The organism is Campylobacter sp. LMG 7929 (assembly GCF_024723595.1).
Lineage (GTDB): Bacteria > Campylobacterota > Campylobacteria > Campylobacterales > Campylobacteraceae > Campylobacter_D.
In genome coordinates, this window is the sequence record NZ_JANQCY010000008.1 from 58,888 (window position 1) to 81,675 (window position 22,788).

21 protein-coding genes and 1 tRNA gene are annotated in these 22,788 nt (G+C 31.2%); 10 read left to right on the top strand and 12 right to left on the bottom strand.

The window, feature by feature from the left end; genetic code table 11:
- From purL to CAMP5118_RS05300, 5 genes are read left to right on the top strand one after another with little or no spacing between them, the layout of a single operon-like run.
- Positions 1-2,178 carry a phosphoribosylformylglycinamidine synthase subunit PurL gene (gene purL / locus CAMP5118_RS05280; protein ID WP_337216779.1) on the top strand — a complete coding sequence of 726 codons (2,178 nt, stop codon included), beginning with the start codon at positions 1-3 and terminating at the stop codon, positions 2,176-2,178.
- A gap of 2 nt (positions 2,179-2,180) precedes the next feature.
- The gene (locus CAMP5118_RS05285; RefSeq protein ID WP_263725212.1) at positions 2,181-2,951 is read left to right on the top strand and encodes a tellurite resistance TerB family protein; all 771 of its coding nucleotides are present in this window, start codon (positions 2,181-2,183) and stop codon (positions 2,949-2,951) included.
- Positions 2,948-4,480 carry a bifunctional phosphoribosylaminoimidazolecarboxamide formyltransferase/IMP cyclohydrolase gene (purH, locus tag CAMP5118_RS05290; protein ID WP_263725211.1) on the top strand — a complete coding sequence of 511 codons (1,533 nt, stop codon included), beginning with the start codon at positions 2,948-2,950 and terminating at the stop codon, positions 4,478-4,480. The genes CAMP5118_RS05285 and purH overlap by 4 nt, the downstream gene beginning before the upstream one ends.
- Positions 4,481-4,495: 15 nt before the next feature.
- Positions 4,496-6,088, top strand: a complete 1,593-nt coding sequence (locus tag CAMP5118_RS05295) for a methyl-accepting chemotaxis protein (RefSeq protein WP_263678856.1) — start codon at positions 4,496-4,498, stop codon at positions 6,086-6,088.
- Between the two features lie 11 nt (positions 6,089-6,099).
- A complete protein-coding gene (locus tag CAMP5118_RS05300; protein ID WP_337216780.1) occupies positions 6,100-6,513 on the top strand; it encodes an META domain-containing protein in 414 nt (137 codons plus the stop codon).
- A 10-nt stretch (positions 6,514-6,523) separates the two neighbouring features.
- Here CAMP5118_RS05300 and pyrF read toward each other — a convergent pair whose 3' ends face one another.
- From pyrF to CAMP5118_RS05330, 6 genes are read right to left on the bottom strand one after another with little or no spacing between them, the layout of a single operon-like run.
- Complete coding sequence (gene pyrF / locus CAMP5118_RS05305; protein WP_337216781.1) at positions 6,524-7,207, bottom strand: orotidine-5'-phosphate decarboxylase; 684 nt, start codon at positions 7,205-7,207, stop codon at positions 6,524-6,526.
- Positions 7,204-7,602 carry a transcription antitermination factor NusB gene (nusB, locus tag CAMP5118_RS05310; RefSeq protein WP_263678852.1) on the bottom strand — a complete coding sequence of 133 codons (399 nt, stop codon included), beginning with the start codon at positions 7,600-7,602 and terminating at the stop codon, positions 7,204-7,206. Before nusB ends, pyrF begins: the two co-directional genes overlap by 4 nt.
- A 1-nt stretch (position 7,603) precedes the next feature.
- Complete coding sequence (gene ribH / locus CAMP5118_RS05315; protein WP_337216782.1) at positions 7,604-8,074, bottom strand: 6,7-dimethyl-8-ribityllumazine synthase; 471 nt, start codon at positions 8,072-8,074, stop codon at positions 7,604-7,606.
- A 12-nt stretch (positions 8,075-8,086) separates the two neighbouring features.
- Complete coding sequence (gene kdsA, locus CAMP5118_RS05320) at positions 8,087-8,890, bottom strand: 3-deoxy-8-phosphooctulonate synthase (RefSeq protein ID WP_263707024.1); 804 nt, start codon at positions 8,888-8,890, stop codon at positions 8,087-8,089.
- A 21-nt stretch (positions 8,891-8,911) separates the two neighbouring features.
- Positions 8,912-10,273: a uracil-xanthine permease family protein gene (locus CAMP5118_RS05325; RefSeq protein ID WP_337216783.1), complete on the bottom strand. Its 1,362-nt coding sequence runs from the start codon at positions 10,271-10,273 to the stop codon at positions 8,912-8,914.
- Entirely contained in the window at positions 10,263-11,195 is a 933-nt protein-coding gene (locus CAMP5118_RS05330) for a DMT family transporter (protein WP_337216784.1), read from the bottom strand. The genes CAMP5118_RS05325 and CAMP5118_RS05330 overlap by 11 nt, the downstream gene beginning before the upstream one ends.
- Before the next feature lie 100 nt (positions 11,196-11,295).
- On the opposite strand from CAMP5118_RS05330, the gene der reads away from it, so the two are divergent.
- Genes der through CAMP5118_RS05355 form a run of 5 tightly spaced genes read left to right on the top strand, consistent with a single transcriptional unit; the run spans position 11,296 to position 17,776 of the window.
- On the top strand, positions 11,296-12,681 hold the full coding sequence (der, locus tag CAMP5118_RS05335; protein WP_263728032.1) for a ribosome biogenesis GTPase Der: 1,386 nt from the start codon (positions 11,296-11,298) through the stop codon (positions 12,679-12,681).
- Complete coding sequence (locus tag CAMP5118_RS05340; protein ID WP_337216785.1) at positions 12,665-13,162, top strand: shikimate kinase; 498 nt, start codon at positions 12,665-12,667, stop codon at positions 13,160-13,162. The genes der and CAMP5118_RS05340 overlap by 17 nt, the downstream gene beginning before the upstream one ends.
- Positions 13,159-14,118: a tryptophan--tRNA ligase gene (gene trpS / locus CAMP5118_RS05345; protein WP_263702820.1), complete on the top strand. Its 960-nt coding sequence runs from the start codon at positions 13,159-13,161 to the stop codon at positions 14,116-14,118. Before CAMP5118_RS05340 ends, trpS begins: the two co-directional genes overlap by 4 nt.
- 11 nt (positions 14,119-14,129) lie before the next feature.
- Complete coding sequence (gene serS, locus CAMP5118_RS05350; RefSeq protein WP_263664014.1) at positions 14,130-15,365, top strand: serine--tRNA ligase; 1,236 nt, start codon at positions 14,130-14,132, stop codon at positions 15,363-15,365.
- 8 nt (positions 15,366-15,373) lie between these two features.
- Positions 15,374-17,776, top strand: coding sequence for a tetratricopeptide repeat protein (locus CAMP5118_RS05355; protein WP_337216786.1), 2,403 nt, complete (start codon positions 15,374-15,376; stop codon positions 17,774-17,776).
- A gap of 85 nt (positions 17,777-17,861) precedes the next feature.
- Here the strand turns inward: CAMP5118_RS05355 and CAMP5118_RS05360 are convergent.
- The 6 genes from CAMP5118_RS05360 to CAMP5118_RS05385 all read right to left on the bottom strand — a co-directional run bounded on the left by CAMP5118_RS05360 (position 17,862) and on the right by CAMP5118_RS05385 (position 22,781).
- Positions 17,862-17,936 (bottom strand) — tRNA-Asn (locus tag CAMP5118_RS05360).
- A 68-nt stretch (positions 17,937-18,004) separates the two neighbouring features.
- The gene (locus CAMP5118_RS05365) at positions 18,005-18,913 is read right to left on the bottom strand and encodes a radical SAM protein (protein ID WP_337216787.1); all 909 of its coding nucleotides are present in this window, start codon (positions 18,911-18,913) and stop codon (positions 18,005-18,007) included.
- Complete coding sequence (gene hemE / locus CAMP5118_RS05370) at positions 18,910-19,932, bottom strand: uroporphyrinogen decarboxylase (RefSeq protein WP_337216788.1); 1,023 nt, start codon at positions 19,930-19,932, stop codon at positions 18,910-18,912. Before hemE ends, CAMP5118_RS05365 begins: the two co-directional genes overlap by 4 nt.
- Before the next feature lie 12 nt (positions 19,933-19,944).
- Positions 19,945-20,451 carry a YqhA family protein gene (locus CAMP5118_RS05375; RefSeq protein ID WP_337216789.1) on the bottom strand — a complete coding sequence of 169 codons (507 nt, stop codon included), beginning with the start codon at positions 20,449-20,451 and terminating at the stop codon, positions 19,945-19,947.
- An 11-nt stretch (positions 20,452-20,462) separates the two neighbouring features.
- Positions 20,463-21,479, bottom strand: a complete 1,017-nt coding sequence (locus CAMP5118_RS05380) for an aspartate-semialdehyde dehydrogenase (protein WP_337216790.1) — start codon at positions 21,477-21,479, stop codon at positions 20,463-20,465.
- 12 nt (positions 21,480-21,491) lie between these two features.
- Positions 21,492-22,781, bottom strand: coding sequence for a sigma-54-dependent transcriptional regulator (locus CAMP5118_RS05385; RefSeq protein WP_337216791.1), 1,290 nt, complete (start codon positions 22,779-22,781; stop codon positions 21,492-21,494).
- Between the last annotated feature and the right edge of the window lie 7 nt (positions 22,782-22,788).

Here is a 22,788-nt window from a genome sequence, read left to right on the forward strand (position 1 = left end):
ATGGATAAAGAAATTATAAAACAACACAAAATTAGCGACGAGGAATATCAAGAAATTTTAAATATATTAGGTAGAGAACCTAATTTGCTAGAGCTTGGAGTTATTTCTGCTATGTGGAGTGAGCATTGCTCATATAAATCAAGCAAAAAATACCTTAATGGCTTTCCGACCAAAGCTCCTTGGGTGATCCAAGGTCCTGGCGAAAACGCTGGAGTAATAGATATAGGCAAAGGAATGGCAGCTGTATTTAAAGTAGAAAGTCATAATCACCCAAGCTTTATAGAGCCATTTGCAGGTGCAGCAACAGGTGTGGGTGGAATTTTACGCGATGTTTTTACCATGGGCGCAAGAGTTGTTGCAGGTATGAATTCTTTAAAATTTGGTAATATCCATGATGAAAAAATAGGCAAACATCAAAAATATTTAGTTAAAGGTGTAGTAAGTGGAATTTCACACTATGGTAATTGCATGGGTGTACCTACCATAGGTGGAGAATGTGCTTTTGATGAGTGCTTTAACGGAAATATCTTAGTTAATGCTTTTGCACTTGGAACTTGCAAAATCGAAGATATTTTTTATGCAAAAGCTGAAGGTATAGGCAATCCTGTAATTTATGTGGGTTCAAAAACTGGTCGTGACGGGCTTGGCGGAGCTGTAATGGCAAGTGATAGCTTTAATGAATCTAGTAAAAGCTTAAGACCAACCGTGCAAATTGGCGATCCATTTGCTGAAAAATTGTTAATGGAAGCTTGTTTAGAACTTTTCAAAACTGATTATATAGTTGGAATTCAAGATATGGGTGCAGCAGGACTTACTTCAAGCTCTTTTGAAATGGCAGGACGCAGTGGTAGCGGTATGAAACTTTATCTTGACAAAACCCCTATGAGAGAAGAAGGTATGACTCCTTATGAGTTAATGCTAAGTGAATCTCAAGAAAGAATGCTAATTTGTGCCAAAAAAGGCTATGAAGAAAAAGTTATTGAAATTTTTAACAAATGGGGGCTTGATGCAGCTATTATAGGTGAAGTTACCGATACTGGCAAAATGGAACTATTTTGGCATGATGAATTAGTTGGCTTAATCCCTATTGAACCGCTAAGTGAAAAAGCACCTATACTTGATAGACCTGTGGCTAAACCAAAATACTTAGATGAGATAAAAAACTATCAATTTAAGCTCAACATTCCTACCCAAGAAGCATTTGAAAAACTCCTTGCAGATGAAAATGTTAGCAATAAAGCTTATATTTATGAGCAATTTGACTCAAGCGTACAAACTAATACTTTAAAAAGCAATGGAGCTCTAGGAGCCAATAGCATTAGAATCAAAGAAAACAACTGCTTACTTTCTATGGCCATTGAGTGTAACTCAAGATTAAACTATGTAAATCCAAAAATCGGCGCAGCAGCAGCTGTTGCAAGTGCAGGAAGAAAAATAGCATGCTCAGGAGCTAGACCTTTAGCAATTAGCGATTGTTTAAATTATGGTAACCCACAAAACCCTGAAGTAATGTGGCAATTTGCCCAAGGTTGTGAAGGTATTAAACTCGCTTGTAAAGAACTCAATACACCTGTAGTAAGCGGAAATGTTTCTTTATATAATGAAACCGATGGAGTAAGTATTTTTCCAAGTCCAACCATAGCTTGTGTTGGAGTAAATGAAAAAGCAGAAAATGTTTTAAAATCATATTTTAGTAAAGACACTAGTGCTATTTATCTACTTGGAGAAAGCAAAGGTAGTTTTGGTGGATCTTTAATTGCTAAAGTGCTGGATCAAAAAGTAGCAGGAGAGCTTGAAGATATAGATTTTAACGCGGAATTAAAACTATGGGATTTCCTATTAAAAGCAAACGAAGCAAAATTACTTGATTGTGCTAATAGCATAGGTATAGGTGGTCTTGCTATTACCTTAGCTAAAATGAGTGCAAAGGCAAATTTAGGTATTGAAGTAAAAACTAATTTTAAAGATAAGAGTTTTATTTTCGAAGAAAGTCCAACAAGAGTTATAGTTGGTGTTAAAAATGAAGAAAAATTTATCAAATTTGCAAATGAAATGGGAATTAAATTTACAAAACTTGGAAATTTAACTGAAAAAGATTTCATTTTAGATGATATTAAGATATCTTTAGCAAAACTACAAACAATTTATTTTGATAAATTTAATGAGTATTTAGGATAAAAATGCTTTTTGTTTTACTCGTATTGGCAATTTTGGCATTTTATTGGTATTATAAAACATGGGGTAAAGATGATCTTTTAGACTCTTTTAAAAAAGGAGCTAAAAGTTTCTCTCAAGGTTTTAAACAAGGCTATCACGAAGAAAGAATTGATGGATTTAAAAGAAGATTAAACTACTATGTTATAGCACTTTTAGCAAAAATAGCAAAAAGTGATGGCAGAGTTAGTGAAAATGAAGCTAATATGATCTCACAAATTCTTGATTACAATGCTAAAGATTCAAGAGAAAGAGAATTTTTAAAACAAAGTTTTAATGAACACAAAAACACCTTAAATGACACCCATGAAGTAGCCAAAGAACTCATCAAGGAAGTACCTTTACCTCAACAAGAAAGAATTAATATATTAAATGTTTTGGTCGCAATGGCCTTGATTGATGGAGAACTTAACAGCACTAAAAAAGATGTATTAAAAGCCATTGTCAAAGCATTTAATCTTGATGTAAATATACTTGAGAGACTTCTAAATTCTATGCAAACTCAAAAGGTAGGTATGAATTTGCAAAAAGCATGCGAGGTCTTAGGTGTAAGCGAAAATGTAAATTTACAAGAGCTTAAAAAACGCTATAGAGAACTTGCTAAAAAATATCATCCTGATATTTTAAACGCAAACAACAGCGATGAAGCAAAAATAAAAGAAGGTGTAAAAAAATTTCAAGAAGTTAATGAATCTTATGAATTTTTAAAACAATATATAGAAAGGAAAAATCAATGAAAGCACTAATTAGTGTCAGTGATAAAGAAGGAGTAGTAGAATTTGCTAGTGAGCTTGCAAAATTAGGTTTTGAGCTTTTATCTACTGGAGGCACTTATAAGCTTTTAAAAGAAAACAACCTGCAAGTACAAGAAGTTAGTGATTTTACTCAAAGTCCTGAAATGTTTGAAGGGCGTGTAAAAACCTTACACCCAAAAATTCATGGCGGAATTTTATACAAAAGAGAAGATGAAAGCCACCAAAAGCAAGCTAAAGAGCATAATATAGAAAGCATAGACTTACTTTGTGTGAATTTATATCCTTTCAAAAAAACTACAATTTTAACCCAAGATTTTGATGAGATTGTAGAAAATATCGACATTGGTGGTCCTGCTATGATACGCAGTGGCGCAAAAAACTTTAAAAATGTCATTGTAGTTTGTGATATTTTAGATTATGATAAAATCATACAAGCTTTAAAAGATAATACTTTAGATCTTGATTTTAGAAGAGCTTTGATGATCAAAGCTTATGAGCATACAGCAAATTATGATGCTTATATAGCAAATTATATGAACGAGCGTTTTAATGGTGGTTTTGGAGCAAGTAAATTTATTGTAGGTCAAAAAGTGTTTGACACAAGATATGGAGAAAATCCTCACCAAAAAGGTGCTTTATATGAATTTGATGATTTTTTCACACACAATTTTACAACCTTAAAAGGCGAGGCAAGTTTTAACAATCTAACCGATATTAACGCAGCTTTAAATTTAGCAAGTGCTTTTGATAAAGCTCCAGCAGTAGCCATTGTAAAACATGCAAATGCTTGTGGTTTTGCTATAAAAGAAAACTTACTCCAAAGCTATATCCATGCGCTTAAATGCGATACCTTGAGTGCTTATGGAGGAGTTGTAGCTATCAATGGAACCTTAGACAAAGAATTAGCGCAAAAAATCAATGAAATTTATATAGAAGTAATCATTGCAGCAAATGTAGATGATAATGCTTTGGAAGTTTTTAAAGATAAAAAACGTATTAAAATCTTTACACAAAAAGCGCCATTTTTAACTAGAGCTTATGATAAATATGATTTTAAACATATAGATGGTGGTTTTGTATATCAAGATAGCGATGAAGTTAGAGAAGATGAATTAAAAAATGCAGTATTAAAAAGCGAAAGAAAAGCTAATGAACAAGAATTAAAAGATCTTGAAATAGCTATGAAAATTGCTGCATTTACCAAATCAAATAACGTAGTTTATGTAAAAAATGGAGCTATGGTAGCCATTGGTATGGGCATGACAAGTCGTATCGATGCAGCTAAAGCAGCTATTAATAAAGCTAAGGAAATGGGGCTTGATTTAAATGGTTGTGTTTTAGCAAGCGAGGCTTTCTTTCCATTTAGAGATAGCATAGATGAGGCTAGTAAAATAGGTGTAAAGGCCATTATCGAACCAGGTGGAAGCATAAGAGATGAGGATATCATCCAAGCTGCCAATGAATATGGTATTGCATTATATTTTAGCGGTGTAAGACACTTTTTACATTAATACAAGGAGCTTCAAATGTTTAAAAGCATAGGTGCGAAGATATCTTTAGCAATGATTTCTACATTGCTAATTAGTTTTATTATCATGCAAATTATCTTACAAAAAGATTCTCAGCAAACGACCGATAGAATCAGCCGTGCACATTTGGATACCTTAAGTACTTCTGTTTTTCAAACATTAAGAATGGCAATGAATTTAGGTGACCCTGCTATTATAGAACAAGCTATAAAAGATGCTGGAGAAATTGAAGGCATAAAAGATATTAAAATTTATCCTTCAAAGGGCACAATTGAACTTTTTGAAATGCAAAAATATACAAAAAGTGATGAAAGTATCATCAACGAACAATTTAACAAGCCGCAAATACAAGCTGTTGAAATCAATAACAATCAAGGACATTATCTAAGACTTATACGCCCATTAATCGCTAATGAAAGTTGCTTAGCTTGTCATGCTAATGCTAAAGAAGGTGATGTTTTGGGTGTTATGGATATGTATAATGATTTAAAACATGTAGATGATGATTTGGCAAGCTCAGCTAGAACTTATATTATAATCTTTAGCATAGCTTTACTTTTTACTGTTTTTGCTGTGCTTTATATTTTAAAAATAGTTGTGGGTAATCCTGTTTTAGATCTTTTAAAACACGCTAAAGAATTAGCTAGCGGCGATGGGGATTTACGCGCAAGAATCAACATAAAAAGCACTGACGAGATAGGCAAAGCTTGCACCTACATCAACCAATTTATTGAAAAAATTCAAAATGCAGTGATTTCTACTAATGAAAATTCTCAAATGGTAGATAAACAATCTAAGCTTTTAAATACCAATGCGCTTGATCTAGCAAATAGAACAAAAGAAGGTCACACAAAAACTGATGAATCTTATCATTTAAGTGAGCAAATTCATACAGAGTTGCAAGATCTTGCTGAGCTTTCAAACAATGCAAATAAAGCCAATACAAAATCTTTTGAAGTTTTAAACACCATGCTTGATTCATTAAATCAGGTAGTGGATAAAGTAAGAGTTGTTGCAGAAAATGAAGATGTTTTATCTCAAAAAGTTGAAGTTATGGAAAAACAAGCGGAAGAGATCAAAAAGGCTTCTGATATGATGGGAGAAATTGCTGATAAAACCAATCTTTTATCATTAAACGCAGGTATTGAAGCTGCGCGTGCTGGAGAATTTGGTCGTGGTTTTTCAGTTATTGCTGAAGATGTAAGAAATCTTGCTCAAAGTTCAGAAGAATTTTTAAAAAATATTGCTATTGTCACCAAGCAATTAGTAGATAGTATTAATGAAGTTTCTAAAGAATTAAAACACAATGCTAAAGAAATTAATTCTTTAAACCAAGATGCAAAAGATCTTGTAGAAGGGACCAATGAAGTAAAAGTTTGCAATGAAAACGCAAGAGACTTAGCAAATGCTTGTATGCAAAAAATCTCAAGCACACAAGAAACTTTACAATCTTTACTTGATAAAATGCAAGAAACGGTAAAATTAAGCGATAAAAATGAAGAAATTTCAAAAATTTTGCTTGATGTTGCTCATGAGTTAAATGTAGTTTGTCAAAATTTAGAAGATGAATTAAAACATTTTCATGTATAAGGAGAATAAAAATGAAAAAAATAATCACATTAAGCATAGCAAGTTTAGCTGTCTTTAGTGGGTGTTCTGTGGCAAATTTAAGCACAGATGATTTGCAAAATAAAGAATTTACCATAAGTTCTTATGAAGCAAATGGAAAAAGCTACGAACTTCCTCAAAATACAAAAACAAGTATTAGTTTTGACAATAAAGACAAAAGGCTTTTTGGAACAGCAGGATGTAATAGATTTTTTGGAAATTATAAAGATCAAGGAAATAGTATAAAAATAGAAGACAATCTTGCTTCAACAAAAATGCTTTGTGATCAAGAATCTATGAAATTTGAAGACAATTTCCTAAGATACTTTAATGGAGAGTTTAAAATCATTAACGATGATGAAGGAATTATTTTAGAAAATAAAAAAATGAAAGTTTATTTAAAATAAGCCTTAAGGCTTATTTTAAATACTCTAATATATCCTCGCAAATCTTTCTAGGTTCTTTTGCTTTATAAATAGGTCTTCCAACCACAATAAAATCTGACAAATTATCCTTAGCACACTCTATATCAGCTACTCTTTTTTGATCATCTGAATTTTCTTTAAACGGACGAATTCCAGGCGTTAATGTAATAAATTTTGTACTTGTATTTTCTTTTATCAGCAAACTTTCATATACCGAGCAAACCATACCATCAAGACCACTTTCATAACTAATTTTAGAAAAATCTTTAACAGCTTGTTTAATATCTTGTTTATACACACTAAAAAATTCTTGCTCATCAAAGCTAGTTAAAGCAGATACGGCAAGCACTAAAGGTCTTTTGCTTAAAGCATTTAAGCGCTCCATAATCATACACATAGCACTTTTACCTGCACTTGCATGGATATTAAACATATCTACATCAAGCTTAGCAAGTTCTTCACAAGCATCTGCCATAGTATTTGGTATATCATAAAGCTTTAAATCTAAAAAGATTTTAAAATTATCCACTTTTTTAATCGCTTCTAAAAGTTTTACTCCATCTCTTAAATACGATCTAAGCCCTATTTTAACCCAAAGATCTAAACCTTTTAATTCCTTGGCTAAATTTATACACTCATCATAGCTTGCCACGTCAAAAGCCACGCAAAGTTTCATTGTGCTTCCTTGTTGATTTTATCTAATACTCCATTGATAAATTTAGGAGCATTGTCCCCTGCCATTTCTTTTGCAAGCTCTATAGCCTCGTTAATGATAATCGCTTTTTGTGTAGAAGTAAATAAAATCTCATAAGCACCTAAACGCAAAATGGCCTTTTCTATACTAGCTACTCCATCTAACTTATGCTCTTTTAAACACTCATTAATTTTCTCATCAAGCAAAGCAAGTTGCTCATTAATGCCATTATACAAATCTAGAGTGAATTTTCTTTGGTCATTGCGAATTTTTTTCTCATCTAAAAATTCATTAATAAAATCTTTATTTTCTTGATTTAGCTGTGCTGCATAAAGCAAAGAAACAATACTTTGTCTTACTTGGTGTCTAGTAGCCATTTTAAGCCTTAATTTTTTGGATTAAATTAAGCATTTCAACCACAGTAAGCATAGCTTCAAAACCTTTATTACCTGCTTTACTACCTGCTCTTTCTATGGCTTGCTCTAAAGTATCAGTTGTTAAAACTCCAAAGCTTACAGGCACATTAGCTCCAAGCCCCACACTCGCTATACCTTTAGTAGTTTCAGCTGCTACATAATCAAAATGTGGCGTACTTCCACGAATTACTGCTCCAACACAACAAATTCCATCAAATTTTTTACTCTCACAAGCTTGTTTTAACGCAAAAGGAATTTCAAAAGCGCCTGGAACTAAAATAAGACTTAAGTTCTCTTCCTTACCCCCATGTCTTAAAAAAGCATCTTTAGCACCTTCAACTAAACGATCTGTGATAATATGATTAAATCTTGCATTAATAATTACAATTTTCTCATCACCTTTTAAACTTAAATTTCCTTCTATTATCTTCATATTTTTCCTTTTTCAAATGATTTCTTGAATTTTTAAAAGTGTATTTACGCAGTTTTTAAGTCTTGAAAGATCAAGCATATTTGGTCCATCACATAAAGCCTTACAAGGATCAATGTGTGTTTCAAAGAAAAATCCATCTACACCCACACTAGCAGCAGCTCTTGCTAAAGGCTCTACAAATTCACTTTTGCCTCCACTACTTCCACCATTTGCTCCTGGCATTTGCACACTATGAGTAGCATCAAAAACAACCGGAGCATATTTTCTCATGATAACCAAACTTCTCATATCTACAACCAAATTTCCATAGCCAAAACTAGAACCCCTCTCAGCTACAAAAACACCATTTTCTTTGGCTATTTCAAAACCTTCTTCGTTAATGCCTCTAGTTTGTAAAATTTTAGCTACGCTGTATTTAATGTCTTCAGGATTTAAAAATTGCCCCTTTTTTACATTTACCTTAGCTTTTGTTTTAGCAGCAGCCACCAATAAATCAGTTTGCCTGCATAAAAAGGCAGGAATTTGTAAAACATCTACAACCTCAGCCGCAATACTTGCTTGAGAACTCTCATGAATATCAGTAAGAACTTGCATGCCGAATTTATCTTTCACTTTTTGCAAAATTTCCAAACCTTTTTCAATGCCTGGCCCTCTAAAACTATTAATACTAGTTCTATTTGCTTTATCAAAACTTGATTTAAAATAAAAATCAATTCTATCATCTTTTAAAAAGCATTCAAGCTCTTGTGCAACCTTAAAAACAAGCTCTTCGTTTTCTATCACACAAGGCCCTGCTATTAGTATCATTTTTTTCATCATTTTTTCCTTGTTTTTTTATTATTTTACTTTATTTTTATTATTTTCTTCAAGAGGAAAAACAAAATTTAAAATAATAGCTGTAATCCCACCTGCTGCAATCCCTGAAGAAAATAAAGTTTTAAACCACATTGGCATAAATTCTAAAATATCAGGATTATTAGAAACTCCAAGTCCTATACCCAAACTCATAGCTATAATGATAATAGAACGACGGTTTAAATTTTCTTTAGAGATAATCCTAACCCCCGTTGCAGCTATAGTACCAAACATCACTAAAGTTGCCCCACCTAAAATAGGTTCTGGAATTTGCAAAGTAATATCAGCCACAATAGGAAATAAACCCAAAATCATCAACATAAAAGCTACAATAAACCCAACATAGCGACTTGCAACACCTGTTAAAGCTATGACACCATTATTTTGCCCAAAACATGAGTTTGGAAAAGTATTAAAAAAGGCCGAAACAAAAGAATTAAAACCATTTGCCAAAACTCCACCTTTTAATCTTTTTGCATAAAGTTCACCCTTAACCGGCTGATTAGAAACTTCGCTAGTAGCACTAATATCACCAATTGTTTCTAAAGAAGTTACCATAAAAACCAAAATCAAAGGCAAAATGAGATTATAATCAATACTCAAACCATAATGCAAAGGATCAGGTAAAAACATTAAAGGTAAATTTTCATTAAAATTAAAGCTAAAATTTTCAAAAGTCATAGCCACTAAAAGCCCTATTATCATAGCTATAAACAAAGAAGAAATTCTTATATATGCATTATCAAAGCGATTTAAAACAATAATGCTAAAAATCACAACTCCGGCTAATAATAAATTTTGCAAAGAACCAAACTCACCACTTGCCTTAGCCGCAAATCCACCTCCTGCACTCACAAGACCAACATTAATCAAACTAAGACCTATAATCATCACTACTATACCTGAAACCAAAGGCGAAATCACTCTTCTAATAAAAGGTAAAATTTGAGAAATAATCATTTCAGTGGTAGAACAAAGCATTAAAGTGCCAAAAATAGCCCCAAGCATTGCTTCTTGTGATAAGCCATTATTTTTTAAAACAAGCCCACCTAGTATAATAGGCGCAACAAAGTTAAAACTAGTCCCTTGAATAGATAAAAGTCCACTCCCTATAGGACCCCAAGTTTTAATCTGTAAAAGCGAAGCAACACCTGAAGCAAAAAGTGACATGCATATAATTCTAGCTGTATTAGTATCATCTATTCCAAGACCCTTACAAATTAATAAAGCAGGTGTAATCACAGCCACAAACATAGCCATTAAATGCACCAAAGCAGCAAAAAAAGCTTTAGCAAAAGGCGGTTTATCTTCTAAACCATAAATTAAATCTGTTTTATTTTCCATTTTTATTTCCTTTTGTTTGCTTACTAACCAAAATAATTCCTCCTATAATAATGCTAAAAATTCCTATAAAAACCATCAAACTAGGAAATTCATCTCCTAATAATATGCCCAAAAATAAAGTAAAAACTACATCTATATAACTAACCCCAGCAACAACTCCTGCCTTTTTTGCCACCCCATAAGCTTTAGTAACATGAATTTGATACATTGCTCCAAAAACACCCATTAAAATAATAAAAATCCAAGCTTTAAAACTAGGCACAACAAAAGGAGCAATTAAAAAATCAAGTTCTTTTATTTCATAAAAAGAACCTATAATCATAGACATTAAAGGCATTAAAGTACCAATTAAAACAAAAGATAAAGCTATAAAAGGTGCTGGATATGATTTTCTAAGCTCTCTTACACTAGTTAGTGCCAAGGCTGCACAAAAACCACTTAAAATTCCCAAAATGCTATTTTTTAAATCAAAACCTGAATGCATAGTACTATCTGCAAAAGGCTGACAAATTAACAATACTCCTATAAAAGCAATCAAAATCCCAAAACAAGCTTTTAATCCCAAGCTTTCTTTAAAAAATAAAAAAGCAATTAAAGCTATAAAAATCGGTGCTGTTTTTTGAAAAGCAAAAGCTCCACCTAAAGAAATATTAGAAACATTATAAAAGAAAAGATATAAGGCAATCGTTCCTATAACACCCCTAAAAACAAGCAAACCCAAACGACCGCCGCTTTTATGAAAATTTAATTTTGAAAGCGCATAAAGCATAAAAGCTGTGCCTATGATATTTCTAAAAAACATAATTTCAATCGATGATAATTCTTCACTAAGAATTTTTGCACAAGCACCTACAAGTGCAAATTCTATGGAAGCAATAATCATAAAATATATACCTAAATTTTTTTTAACTATTCTTAACATATAAATTCCATATAAAAATTCCCGTTATTTTAGTCTTTTTTTGCTTAATTTTAAGGCAATTTTTATATAATCACAAATAAAAATTTAAAAATGAGTATTAATGCAAAGTATTATTTTAATAGGAAAACCAAATGTTGGCAAATCAAGTCTTTTTAATAGACTTGCAAGAAAGCGCATAGCTATCACCAGTGACATAAGTGGGACTACAAGAGATACTAACAAAATAGAAGTGGAAATTGATGGTAAAAGAGCCTTATTGATAGATAGTGGCGGACTTGATGAAAGCAATGAGCTTTTTAAAAATGTCAAAGCAAATTCATTAAAAGCTGCTAAAAATAGTGATATTATCTTTTATATGGTGGATGGAAAATTTCTGCCCGATGATGAAGATAAAGCTTTTTTTTATGAAATGAAAAAACTCAACAAACCTATAGCCTTAGTAATTAACAAGGTGGATAATAAAAAGGATGAAGAAAGATCTTGGGAATTTTCTAATTTTGGCGTGAAAGAAGTTTTTAATATCTCTGTTACACATAATATAGGCATTGATGAGCTTTGCATGTGGGCTGGCAAGTTTTTAAATGAAAGTTTTTTAAATGCAGATGAAGAAGAAGACTTTGAAAGCTATTTAGAAAATTTTGATGAAAATAGCGGAGATTTTAAGCTAAAAACTATCAATGAAAACCATATTAAAGTAGGAATTATAGGTAGGGTAAATGTAGGAAAATCAAGTCTTTTAAATGCTTTAGTTAAAGAAGAGCGTAGCGTGGTAAGTGATATAGCAGGCACTACGATTGATCCTGTTAATGAAAGCATTATGCATAAAGATAAAATCATTGAGTTTGTAGATACTGCAGGGATTAGAAAACGTGGTAAAATACAAGGCTTAGAGCGTTATGCGCTAAATAGAACCGAATATGCCCTAGCTAATGCTCAAATTGCACTTTTAGTGCTTGATGCAGCCGAAGGCTTTAACGAACTTGATGAGCGTATTGCAGGACTTGCTGCCAAGCATTGTCTAGGTGTGATTATCGTGCTTAATAAATGGGATAAAAGCGAGCTTGATTTTGATAAAACTTTAAAAGAATTAAAACTAGATCGTTTTAAATTTCTAGCTTATGCACCCGTTGTAAGCGTATCAGCTTTAAGCGGAAAAAGAGTGCATGTACTTTTAGATAAAATTTTAGAAGTTTTTGCCAATTTTACACAAAAAATTCCAACTGCAAAATTAAATGCCTTGGTAGAAGAAGCCACAAGAGCCCACCCGCTACCACATGATTATGGTAAATTAGTAAAAATTTATTATGCGGTTCAATATGACTTAGCACCTCCAAAAATAGCTCTAATCATGAACAGACCAAAAGCTTTACATTTTAGCTATAAGCGCTATTTGCAAAATCAAATTAGAAAACAATTTAATTTTGAAGGTGTTCCTTTGATTTTAGCTTCAAGAAAAAAAGGTAGCAAAGATGAACAAGAAGGATAATCTCCTTTTTGTAGGCTTTATGGGCTGTGGTAAAACAACCATAGCAAGAGCTTATGCTAAAAAATACGATAAAATATTTTTAGATACAGATAGTTTAATCAAAGAAAAATTTAATCTTAAAATTGATGAAATTTTTAAAACATATGGTGAAAAAAAATTCCGTAAAGAAGAGAAAAAACTTGTTTCTTTTTTAACTTGTGTGCAAGATTGCTCTATTGCAAGTGGTGGTGGTTTCATAGAACAAAAAAAACTAAAAGACATTGGAGCAATTATATATTTAAAAGCAAGCTTTGATTATCTTTTGCAAAGATTAAACAGGGAAGAATTAGCCACTAGGCCTTTACTTACAAATATAAATAATGCCAAAATTCTTTTTAATCAAAGAGCAAAAAAATATGAAAAAAAAGCAGATATTATAATTAACATTGAAAACAAAAGTATTAAAGAACTTATCAAAGAGATTAAAAAAGAGGTAAAATGAGAGTTATTACAGGATTGCAACCAAGTGGAGATTTACATATAGGCAATTATTTTGGCTCAATCAAACAAATGCTAAATATGCAAGAAGAAAATCAAATGTATATGTTTATAGCAAATTACCATGCTATGACTTCAAGTTTTGATGGTGAAAAACTCAGACAAAATTCACTCAAAGCTGCAGCAGCTTTTTTGAGTTTAGGGATTGATCCGCAAAAAAGCGTGTTTTGGTTGCAAAGTGATGTAAAAGAAGTAATGGAACTTTATTGGATTCTTTCTCAATTTACCCCAATGGGACTTTTAGAAAGAGCGCATAGCTATAAAGATAAAATCGCCAAAGGTTTAAATGCCAACCATGGACTTTTTTCTTACCCTGTTTTAATGGCTGCAGATATTTTGCTTTTTAATGCTCAAATAGTTCCTGTAGGCAAAGATCAAATTCAACACGTTGAAATAGCAAGAGACATAGCCTTAAAAGTAAATAATGAATGGGGTGAAATTTTCACTCTACCTCAAGCTAAGGTTAATGATGAAGTTGCGGTAGTACCTGGCACTGATGGAGCCAAAATGAGTAAATCTTATCAAAATACAATCGATATTTTTAATACACCAAAAGCTATTAAAAAACAAATTTCTTCCATTGTTACAGATAGTACAGCTTTAGAAGATCCAAAAGATTGGCAAAATTGCAATATATTTAAAATCGCAAAATTATTTTTAGACAAAACAGAGCAAGAAGCTTTAAAAAGCCGTTATGAAAAAGGTGGCGAAGGTTATGGGCATTTTAAAATGTATTTAAATGAAATCATTAGTGAGTATTTTGCCTCAGCCAAGGACGAATATGAAAAATTATTAGCTAATCCTTCTAAAATTGAGGAAATTTTAGAATTTGGTGCAAGTAAAGCAAAAAAACAAGCCCAAGAAACAATGGAAAAAATTTATGCTAAAATAGGACTATAAAAGGAGTTAGAATGTTAGATTTAAAACTTTTACAAAATAATTTCGATGAAATTGCACAAAAATTAAAAGCTAAAAAAGTGGATGAAAATTTACTCAAAGAATTGAGTGATTTATTTATAAATTTAAAAAAAGAAAAAGCACTTTTAGAAGAATTTCAAGCTTTTCAAAACAAATTTAGCAAAGAACTTGCAACAGCACAAGATAAAGAAAGCTTAAAAGCACAACTAAGTCAAAATAAAGAAAAAATTAATACTCAATCAAAAATCGTTAATGAATTAGAAGAAAAACTGGAGCAAATTGCTCTAGCAGTACCAAATACCCCTGATGATTGTGTGCCTTTTGGGGAAGATGAGGATGAGAATGTAGAATTAAAAAAAGTTCTTACCCCACCTAGTTTTGATTTTGAAATTAAAGAACATCATGATTTAGGAGAAAAATTAAATTGGCTTGATTTTACAAGAGGAGTTAAAATCTCGCAAAGTCGCTTTTGTGTACTTAAAAATGAAGGAGCTTTACTAAGTAGAGCCTTAGTAAATTATATGATAGATTTTAATAGAAGTAGAGGTTTTGAGTTAGTTAATGTGCCATTTTTAGTAAATAGTGCGACCATGTATGGTACTGGACAACTTCCTAAATTTAAAGATGATATGTATAAGGTAGAAAATGATGATTTATACCTCATTTCAACTTCTGAAATTCCTGTAACCAATCTTTATTCTAATGAAATTTTAACTCAAGAAGAATTACCTTTAAAAATGACTTGCTATAGCGCTTGTTTTAGACAAGAAGCAGGAAGTGCAGGTAGAGACACAAGAGGTATTATAAGACAACATCAATTTGAAAAAGTAGAACTTGTTAGTATATGCAAGCCTGATCAAAGCGAGCTAATGTTTGAAGAAATGCTAAATTGTGCTAGTGATTTGCTAAGCTCTTTAGGTCTAGCACACAGACATTTGATGCTTTGTACTGGAGATTTAGGTTTTTCAGCTGCAAAAACAGTGGATTTAGAAGTTTGGCTTCCATCTCAAAATAAATACCGTGAAATTAGCTCTGTATCTAATTGTAAAGATTTTCAAGCAAGACGTGCAAAAATTCGCTTTAAAAACGATAAAGGCAAAAACGAATTAGTGCATACACTTAATGGCTCTTCGCTAGCTGTTGGAAGAACCTTAGTAGCTATTATGGAAAACTATCAAGAAAAAGATGGAAACATAAGAATTCCTGATGTGTTAAGAAAATACTTTTAAGAGAAAACATGGCCGAAGAAGTAACACTTAAAGAACAAGACAACCAAGAAAAAGCTTTCTCTGAGTTAGATGAAAATCCAGGAGTAGAAGAACAAGCTATCCCTCCTGGCATGATACCTCCTGAATTAGAGGAGGAAGAAAGCACCTTTCAAAGAGTGGAAGAAGAACCTCAAGCACCGCAACCTGAAGAGAAAAAAAAGCTTTTTGATAAAAAATTTATTATTTTAATTTCTGCACTTGGAGCTCTTGCTCTAATATTGCTTGTAGTTTTAATTTTACTCATAGTTTTCAAAGAAGATAAACAAGCTATTTTAAATACTCAAGTCTTAGATGATAATACTAGCTCAAGCATCACTAAAGTAAAACAATCAGCATTAGATCTTGTAGTACAAAAAGCAAATTTATTATATGAAAAAGGTGATGTAGAAAGCGCTTTAGAACTTTACAATAACATTAACATTTTCAATCAATCCCTATCTAGTTATAATCTTGGCGTAGCTCAAATGAAACAAAAAGATTATGCTAGCGCAATTGAAAATTTCAAGCAATCTTTGGAATTAGAAGAACACAAGGTGGCTGCTGCCATAAACACTGCTGTGTGTTATTTTAATCTTGGTGATAAAGAAAAATTTAATTACTATCTTGACTTAGCAAGAGTGCATTTACCGCAAGATTCCAAATCATCTTTGTATGATTATTATCTAGGTTTAATTAATTATTATCAAGGATTTTACCCTGAAGCTTTGCAAATGTTTATGCGCTCAAACAACATCAATGGTTATCAAGGTGAATCTTATTATCTTGGAGCAAAAGTTTATGCTTTATTAAAATCAGAAAAAAACGCCATTGATTTTTTACAAAAACAAGAAGATTATGAAGCAAGTTTGCCCTTAGGCTTATTATATGCAAAATCAGGAGACTATCAAAAAGCTAAAGAATATCTTGAAAAAGCCTCAAAGATAGGAGAACATGAAGCTAGAAGTAAGGTTGCTTTAGCCTTAGTTGAATTAAAAACCGGTCAATTTGAAAGTGGTGCGCAAATTTTAAAAGCTCTTTACATCAAAGATAAAGATATAGGTTCAAAATACTATAATATCAAAACAAGATTAAAAAGAAATTTTTCAAATATTGATATTGCCCAACAAAATTTTGCCAAGAGATTGATTACTGGAAAACAACAAATATATGATTTACTGTTTTACTTTTCACCATATCGTGTTTTTGATGTTAAACAAAGCATGGAACTTATTACAAAGGCTGATTTGGGAAATTTTATACAAGGATATGAGTACGAAAATGAATTACTTGTTAAAAGTAAGGCTTTATCAGGGGTTAATATAGAATTATCTCATGCTATTAACTTAGCTTTTAATTTTCATCTAAGAGAAGCTAATCAAGAATTTAAAAACTTAAGTGAAATTTATCATGCTCATGATGTAATTCATTATAATCTTGCCCTAACTTACGCACAATTACAAGATTATAACAATGCTTACAAGCACTTTTCAACCGCATATCATTTAAATCCTAAAAATTATATTGCAGGAATTTTTGGCATATATTGTATGGATCTAGCAAAGAAAGATTATACAAAACTTGCTAATGAACTTTTAGAAAATCTCCAAGCAGATAATACCATTGATCAAAACAACAATATATATAAATATTTACTATATTTAGCTAAAAATGACTTTACTGCTACTATTCCTTACCTAGATAATCTTTCAAATACTAATAACGCACCTTTGGAGTTAATATTTGCTATTATAGCTGCAAATGGCAATAATCTTGAAACCCTAAGAAACCAAAAAATAAAAGAATTAAAAGATTTATTAAGTGAGGATATTATTAGCAATATTTTATATTTTAACTCCAAAAATATGAATTTAAATATCAAAGAATACGCCAAACAAGCTCAAATGTATTTTTTAAATACCAAACTTGATTATAATTCTTTATTTGGAGGAGCTGGGATAGTTAAAGATAGCTATGTAACGCTTATGCAAATAACAGGCTTGCTTAATCATGTTAGAAATGATATTAAAAAAAGACTAGCCATGAGTAATAAAAATTCCATTGGATTAATCTTTGCTCTAGCTTATGTAGATATATTTGCAAAAGAATACCAAGAAGCATATACACTTTATAATATTTTAATAGATGATTACAAAATTAAAGATGCTCAAACTTTATTTTTAGCCGCAGTTGCAGCAATAGGTTCAAATAATCCAAACTCAGCCATTGCTTTACTTGAACTTGCAAGATTAGAAAACGAAGAAACCTTAGAAGCAAGACTTGCTTTAGGACTTTTATACCATGAAGTGCAAAACCTAGAACCTGCTATGTTTCAGTATGAAAAAGTAGGCAATAACTTCGAAAGCAAATTCTTTACTTTTGATATCAAAAACTAGTATTTTCGTTACGAAAATACTAGTTATATAAAATCATATAATTTACTTAACACTTATAAAACCAGGATTATAATTTAAAAAGAAGTGGCTCCGGATGTAGGATTCGAACCTACGACCAATCGGTTAACAGCCGACTACTCTACCGCTGAGCTAATCCGGAACATCAATAAATAAGAAATGGTATTATATAAGAAAAAAATACTCTTGTCAAGAGTTTTTCGTAAAAAATTATATTTTTTTATAAAATTTCACTCCAGCTAGATTTTTTACAATAATTTTTTGCTCCTTAAGTAGCTTTTCTAATATATCTTTGCTATATTGACTAAATTTATTTTCAACATCAAATTCACTTTGAGCTCTAAGTTGCAACATTTTTAAAAGCTCTTGAGTATTAAAATCAATTTTTTCACCTTTATAATAATGCTTAGCAAGCACAACAGGGGCACTATTAATATACATACTTAATTCTTCTAATTTTTCCATAGATACACCTTTAACAGGATAAGCTGGAGGTCTATCAATAGTGCTAAAATCTACTCTTAATGGCTTTATTTTATCAAATACCTCATTTAAAGCTAACATTTCTTCTTTATTGTCATTTAAACCTTGTACAACTAAAACTTCCATAACAAGATCACCTAGAAATTTTTCCCTAAAAGTAATCATTTTATCAATCATTGTTTCAAGTTTAATTTGTTTTAGAGCTTTATCTATTCTATAAAATGTTTTTTCTTTAGCACTATCAAGACTAAATTTAACTACATCAATATCCAATAAAGCATTGAATGCATTTGGATTTAACACACCACTACCATTACTTAAAATCAAAAGTTTTTTATCTTGTTTTATTTTATTTAACTCGCAAACTAATTCTTTTAAATAAGGATACAGACTAGGTTCACCATTTGCAGTTAATGTAAGAAAATCAAATTTCACATCGCTAGCTAAAGATTGCTTTACCTGTTCTAAGATATCTTGAATTTTTGGATATACTAAAGATTTTTCCACAGGTTTTGCAGCTTGCAACTCACAATATACACAATCGAAATTGCACTGCTTTTGATTTGGACTTAAATCAATCCCTAAAGAAAGCCCAAATCTTCTTGAGCTTATGGGGCCAAAGGTAATTTTGTTCACTTTTTAGATTTCTCTTGAACTAGCTTGATAAAATATTTAGCATTTTCAACAGGAATATCAGGCAAAATACCATGTCCAAGGTTAAAAATATGTGCACTATCTTGCATAATATTCAAAATTTTATCCACTCCTACTTCAATCGCATTTTTATCATACAATCTACAAGGCTCCATATTACCCTGTAAAGTATACTTAGCGCCTAATTTTTCTTTTGCCAATTCTAAAGGCGTACTCCAATCTACACCAAAAACATCAAAATTTCCATTTATACCATCCAAAAATCCACTAACACCTTTAGGAAATAAAATCACGGGAATGTGTGGATATTTTTCTTTGATAAAATCAGCAATTTCAAGCATGTATTTAAAAGAAAATTCAAAAAACATCTCTTTTTCTAAAGCACTTGCCCAACTATCAAATATCTGTATAGCATTAGCTCCTGCTTTAATTTGTTCTTGAATATAATGCTTTAAAGCTAAAGTAAGTTTAGATAAAATTTGATGTAAAAATTCAGGATTTTGATAAACTAATTTTTTACATTTTGCATAATTTTTACTACCACCACCCTCTATCATATAAGTAACAATAGTCCAAGGACTTCCACAAAAACCAATCAAAGCTTTATCATGCGCAAGTTTTTCTCTAGTAAGCGCTAGTGCATCATAAACATAAGAAAGTTTTTTAATACTTTTTTCAACATCTAATCTCTCCAAATCTTCCTTAGTTTTAATGGGATTTGAAAATACCGGCCCTTCGCCTTTTTCAAATTTTAAATCCATACCCATTTCTAAAGGCACTACTAAAATATCTGAAAAAATAATAGCTGCATCAACGCCCAAAATATCCACAGGTTGCAAAGTAACTTCACTTGCTTTTTTATAGTCCTTGCAAAGTGATAAAAAATCTCCAGCACTTGCTCTAACTTCCATGTACTCAGGCAGATATCTTCCTGCTTGACGCATCATCCAAACCGGAGTATAAGGAGTTGATTTTTTAAAACACGCATCAATAAAAATCATTTTTATTCCTTATTAATGATCACTTTTATGCAAGAAATAAAGCCCCACACAAAGAGCCAAAATAGAACCTGCTAAATAAGTCATATCCAAAACTGTATTAAGTTGCATTTGTAAAATTCTTTGAAAAAAATTTACAACTAAAACCATGATAATTACTTTTGCGAGCTTATCTTTTAGCTGATCCAAACTATGCACTTCTAAAACTTTTGACTGCTTTGTTTGTTTAAAATCCTCTATTTCGCTAATAAAAAGCTCATAAATTCCAAAAGAAAAAATAAATAAAACCAAAGCCATCAAATATAAATCCACAGCTCCTATAATCAAACCAACAATATCTTCATGCAAATCTACCGTAGAATTTGACAACATAAAGTATTCAAATACATATTTTAAAACTTTAATCACATCATAACTTGCGATAAAAAATAAAACAAAAGCCCCTATTAAACCAAAAATCACAGGTAAAATAGTAACCAAACGACTTTTAACTAATAAATTCTCAAAAAATCTTTCTAGCATTTTTCTCCTTTTTAAACCAATTCTAGCCATTTTTGCGCAATACGCACTGCATTTGTAGCAGCTCCTACACGAATTTGATCAGCCACACACCATAAATGTAAAATGTTTTTGTGATTAATATCACGTCTAATTCTTCCTACATAAGTTTCGTTAGTATTACTTGTAAAAAGTGGCATAGGATATTTTTTATTTTCTACATCATCAATCACAACAACACTTGGTGTCTTAGAAAGTATCTCTTTAACTTTAGCAACATCAACATCTTTTTCAAAATGCATAGTAATGGCTTCACTATGACTTCTAAGTACAGGAACTCTTACACAAGTTGCTGAAATTTCAAGTTTTTTATGTAGTATTTTTTGCGTTTCATTCACCATTTTTAATTCTTCTTTGGTATAGTCATTGTCGCTAAAAACATCAATTTGAGGAATCAAATTTAAAGCCAAAGTATATGGAAAAGTTTTTGCTTCAAATTCATCTAATTTAAAAGCAAAAAAACTTTGCATTCCTTGAACTAGTTCTTCCATACCTTCTTTACCTGCGCCACTTGCTGCTTGATAAGTGCTTACATCTACTCTTTTTAGACTAAATGCATCATCAAGTGGTTTTAAAACATGTACCATTTGTATGGTAGAGCAATTTGGATTAGCAATAATCCCTGTTTTTTCCCAATCTTTAATATCTTCACTATTGCACTCAGGAACCACCAAAGGAACATTCTCATCCATTCTAAAATGGCTCGTATTATCAATCACCACAGCACCACATTCTACTGCGTATTTTGCATACTCAGCACTTATATTTCCTCCAGCACTAAAAAAAGCAATATCTACAGGATTTTCTTTAAAAACACTTGGAGTTAATTCTTTTACTTTATAGCTTTTACCTCTAAATTCTACTTCACTACCTGCACTTTTTGCACTTGCTAATGGCAAAATACTTTCAACTGGAAAATCAAGCTCATCTAAGACATTTAAAAGTTCTTCACCAACTGCTCCTGTTGCACCTACAATAGCTATTTTTTTCATTGTCCGTCCTTTTTAAGTAATATTGTATTTTTTCATTTTTTCGCTAAAAATTTTCTCACTCATCCCTATAAGCTTAGCTGCTTCTGTAATATCTTGCGAATTTTTTAAAGCTTCTAAAATCAATTCTTTTTCAAGATTTTTAATATCTTTACTTTTTCTACTTTCTAAAAATAAATCTTGAACACTAATCTCATCATTTTCACTTAAAATGCAAGCTCTTTGTATAATAGAAATCAATTCTCTAATATTACCTGGAAAATCATAAGATAATAAAGCATCTTGTGCTTCTTGGCTTAAAGTTTTCTCATTAAAATCATATTCTTTACACGTATCAAGTAATACCTTTTGCGCAATTTGCAAAATTTCTTCTTGACGCTCTCTTAGCGGTGGTATATTAATAGGAATAGTATTAAGTCTATAATATAAATCTTGTCTAAATTCATTATCTACAATCTTTTTTTCTATATGAGCATTAGTTGCACTGATAATTCTTACATCAATCTTTATACTTTTGGTACTCCCTAATCTTGTAATTTCTTTTTCTTGTAAAGCTCTTAATAATTTTGCTTGAATTTCATAAGGCATTTCACCTATTTCATCTAAAAACAAAGTGCCTTCATTAGCGAGCTCAAACAACCCTATTTTAGTAGTATTAGCATCAGTAAATGCACCTTTTTCAAAACCAAAAAGCTCACTTTCTATCAAATTTGATGGAATTGCTGCCATATTAATAGCCACAAAAGGTTTTTGTGCTCTTTTTGAATTTTTATGCACAAAATTTGCAAAAACTTCTTTACCTACCCCACTTTCTCCAAAAAAAAGCACACTTGCATCTGTCTTAGCAGCTTTTAAAGCCAAATTTAGACAATTTTCCAAAGCCTTAGAAGTACCATAAAAATCTTGATTTTCTTCTTTTTTAGTAGTCTTTTTATTTGTTTTTTTAGAAGTCTTTTCTTGAATTATTTTTGCGCGTTTTATTGCAGTTACTAAAGTATTAATATCAAATGGTTTTACTAGAAAATCTTTTACTCCAAGCCTTACTGCCTCTATAGCGCGATTTAGCGTTGCATTGCCTGTGATAATGATAAAATCATATTTATTCTCACAAGCTTGTACAAATTCAATACCATCCATACCCGGCATATTAATATCTGTAATAATTAAATCAACATCATCATTAAGTTTTTTTAGTGCTTCAGTTGCTGATTTATAGGATTTTATAGTAAATTCTTCATACTCACCCAAAGCTATTTCGAGTGATTTTCTCATATTTATATCATCTTCAACTATAACTAAATTCATCTCAAAC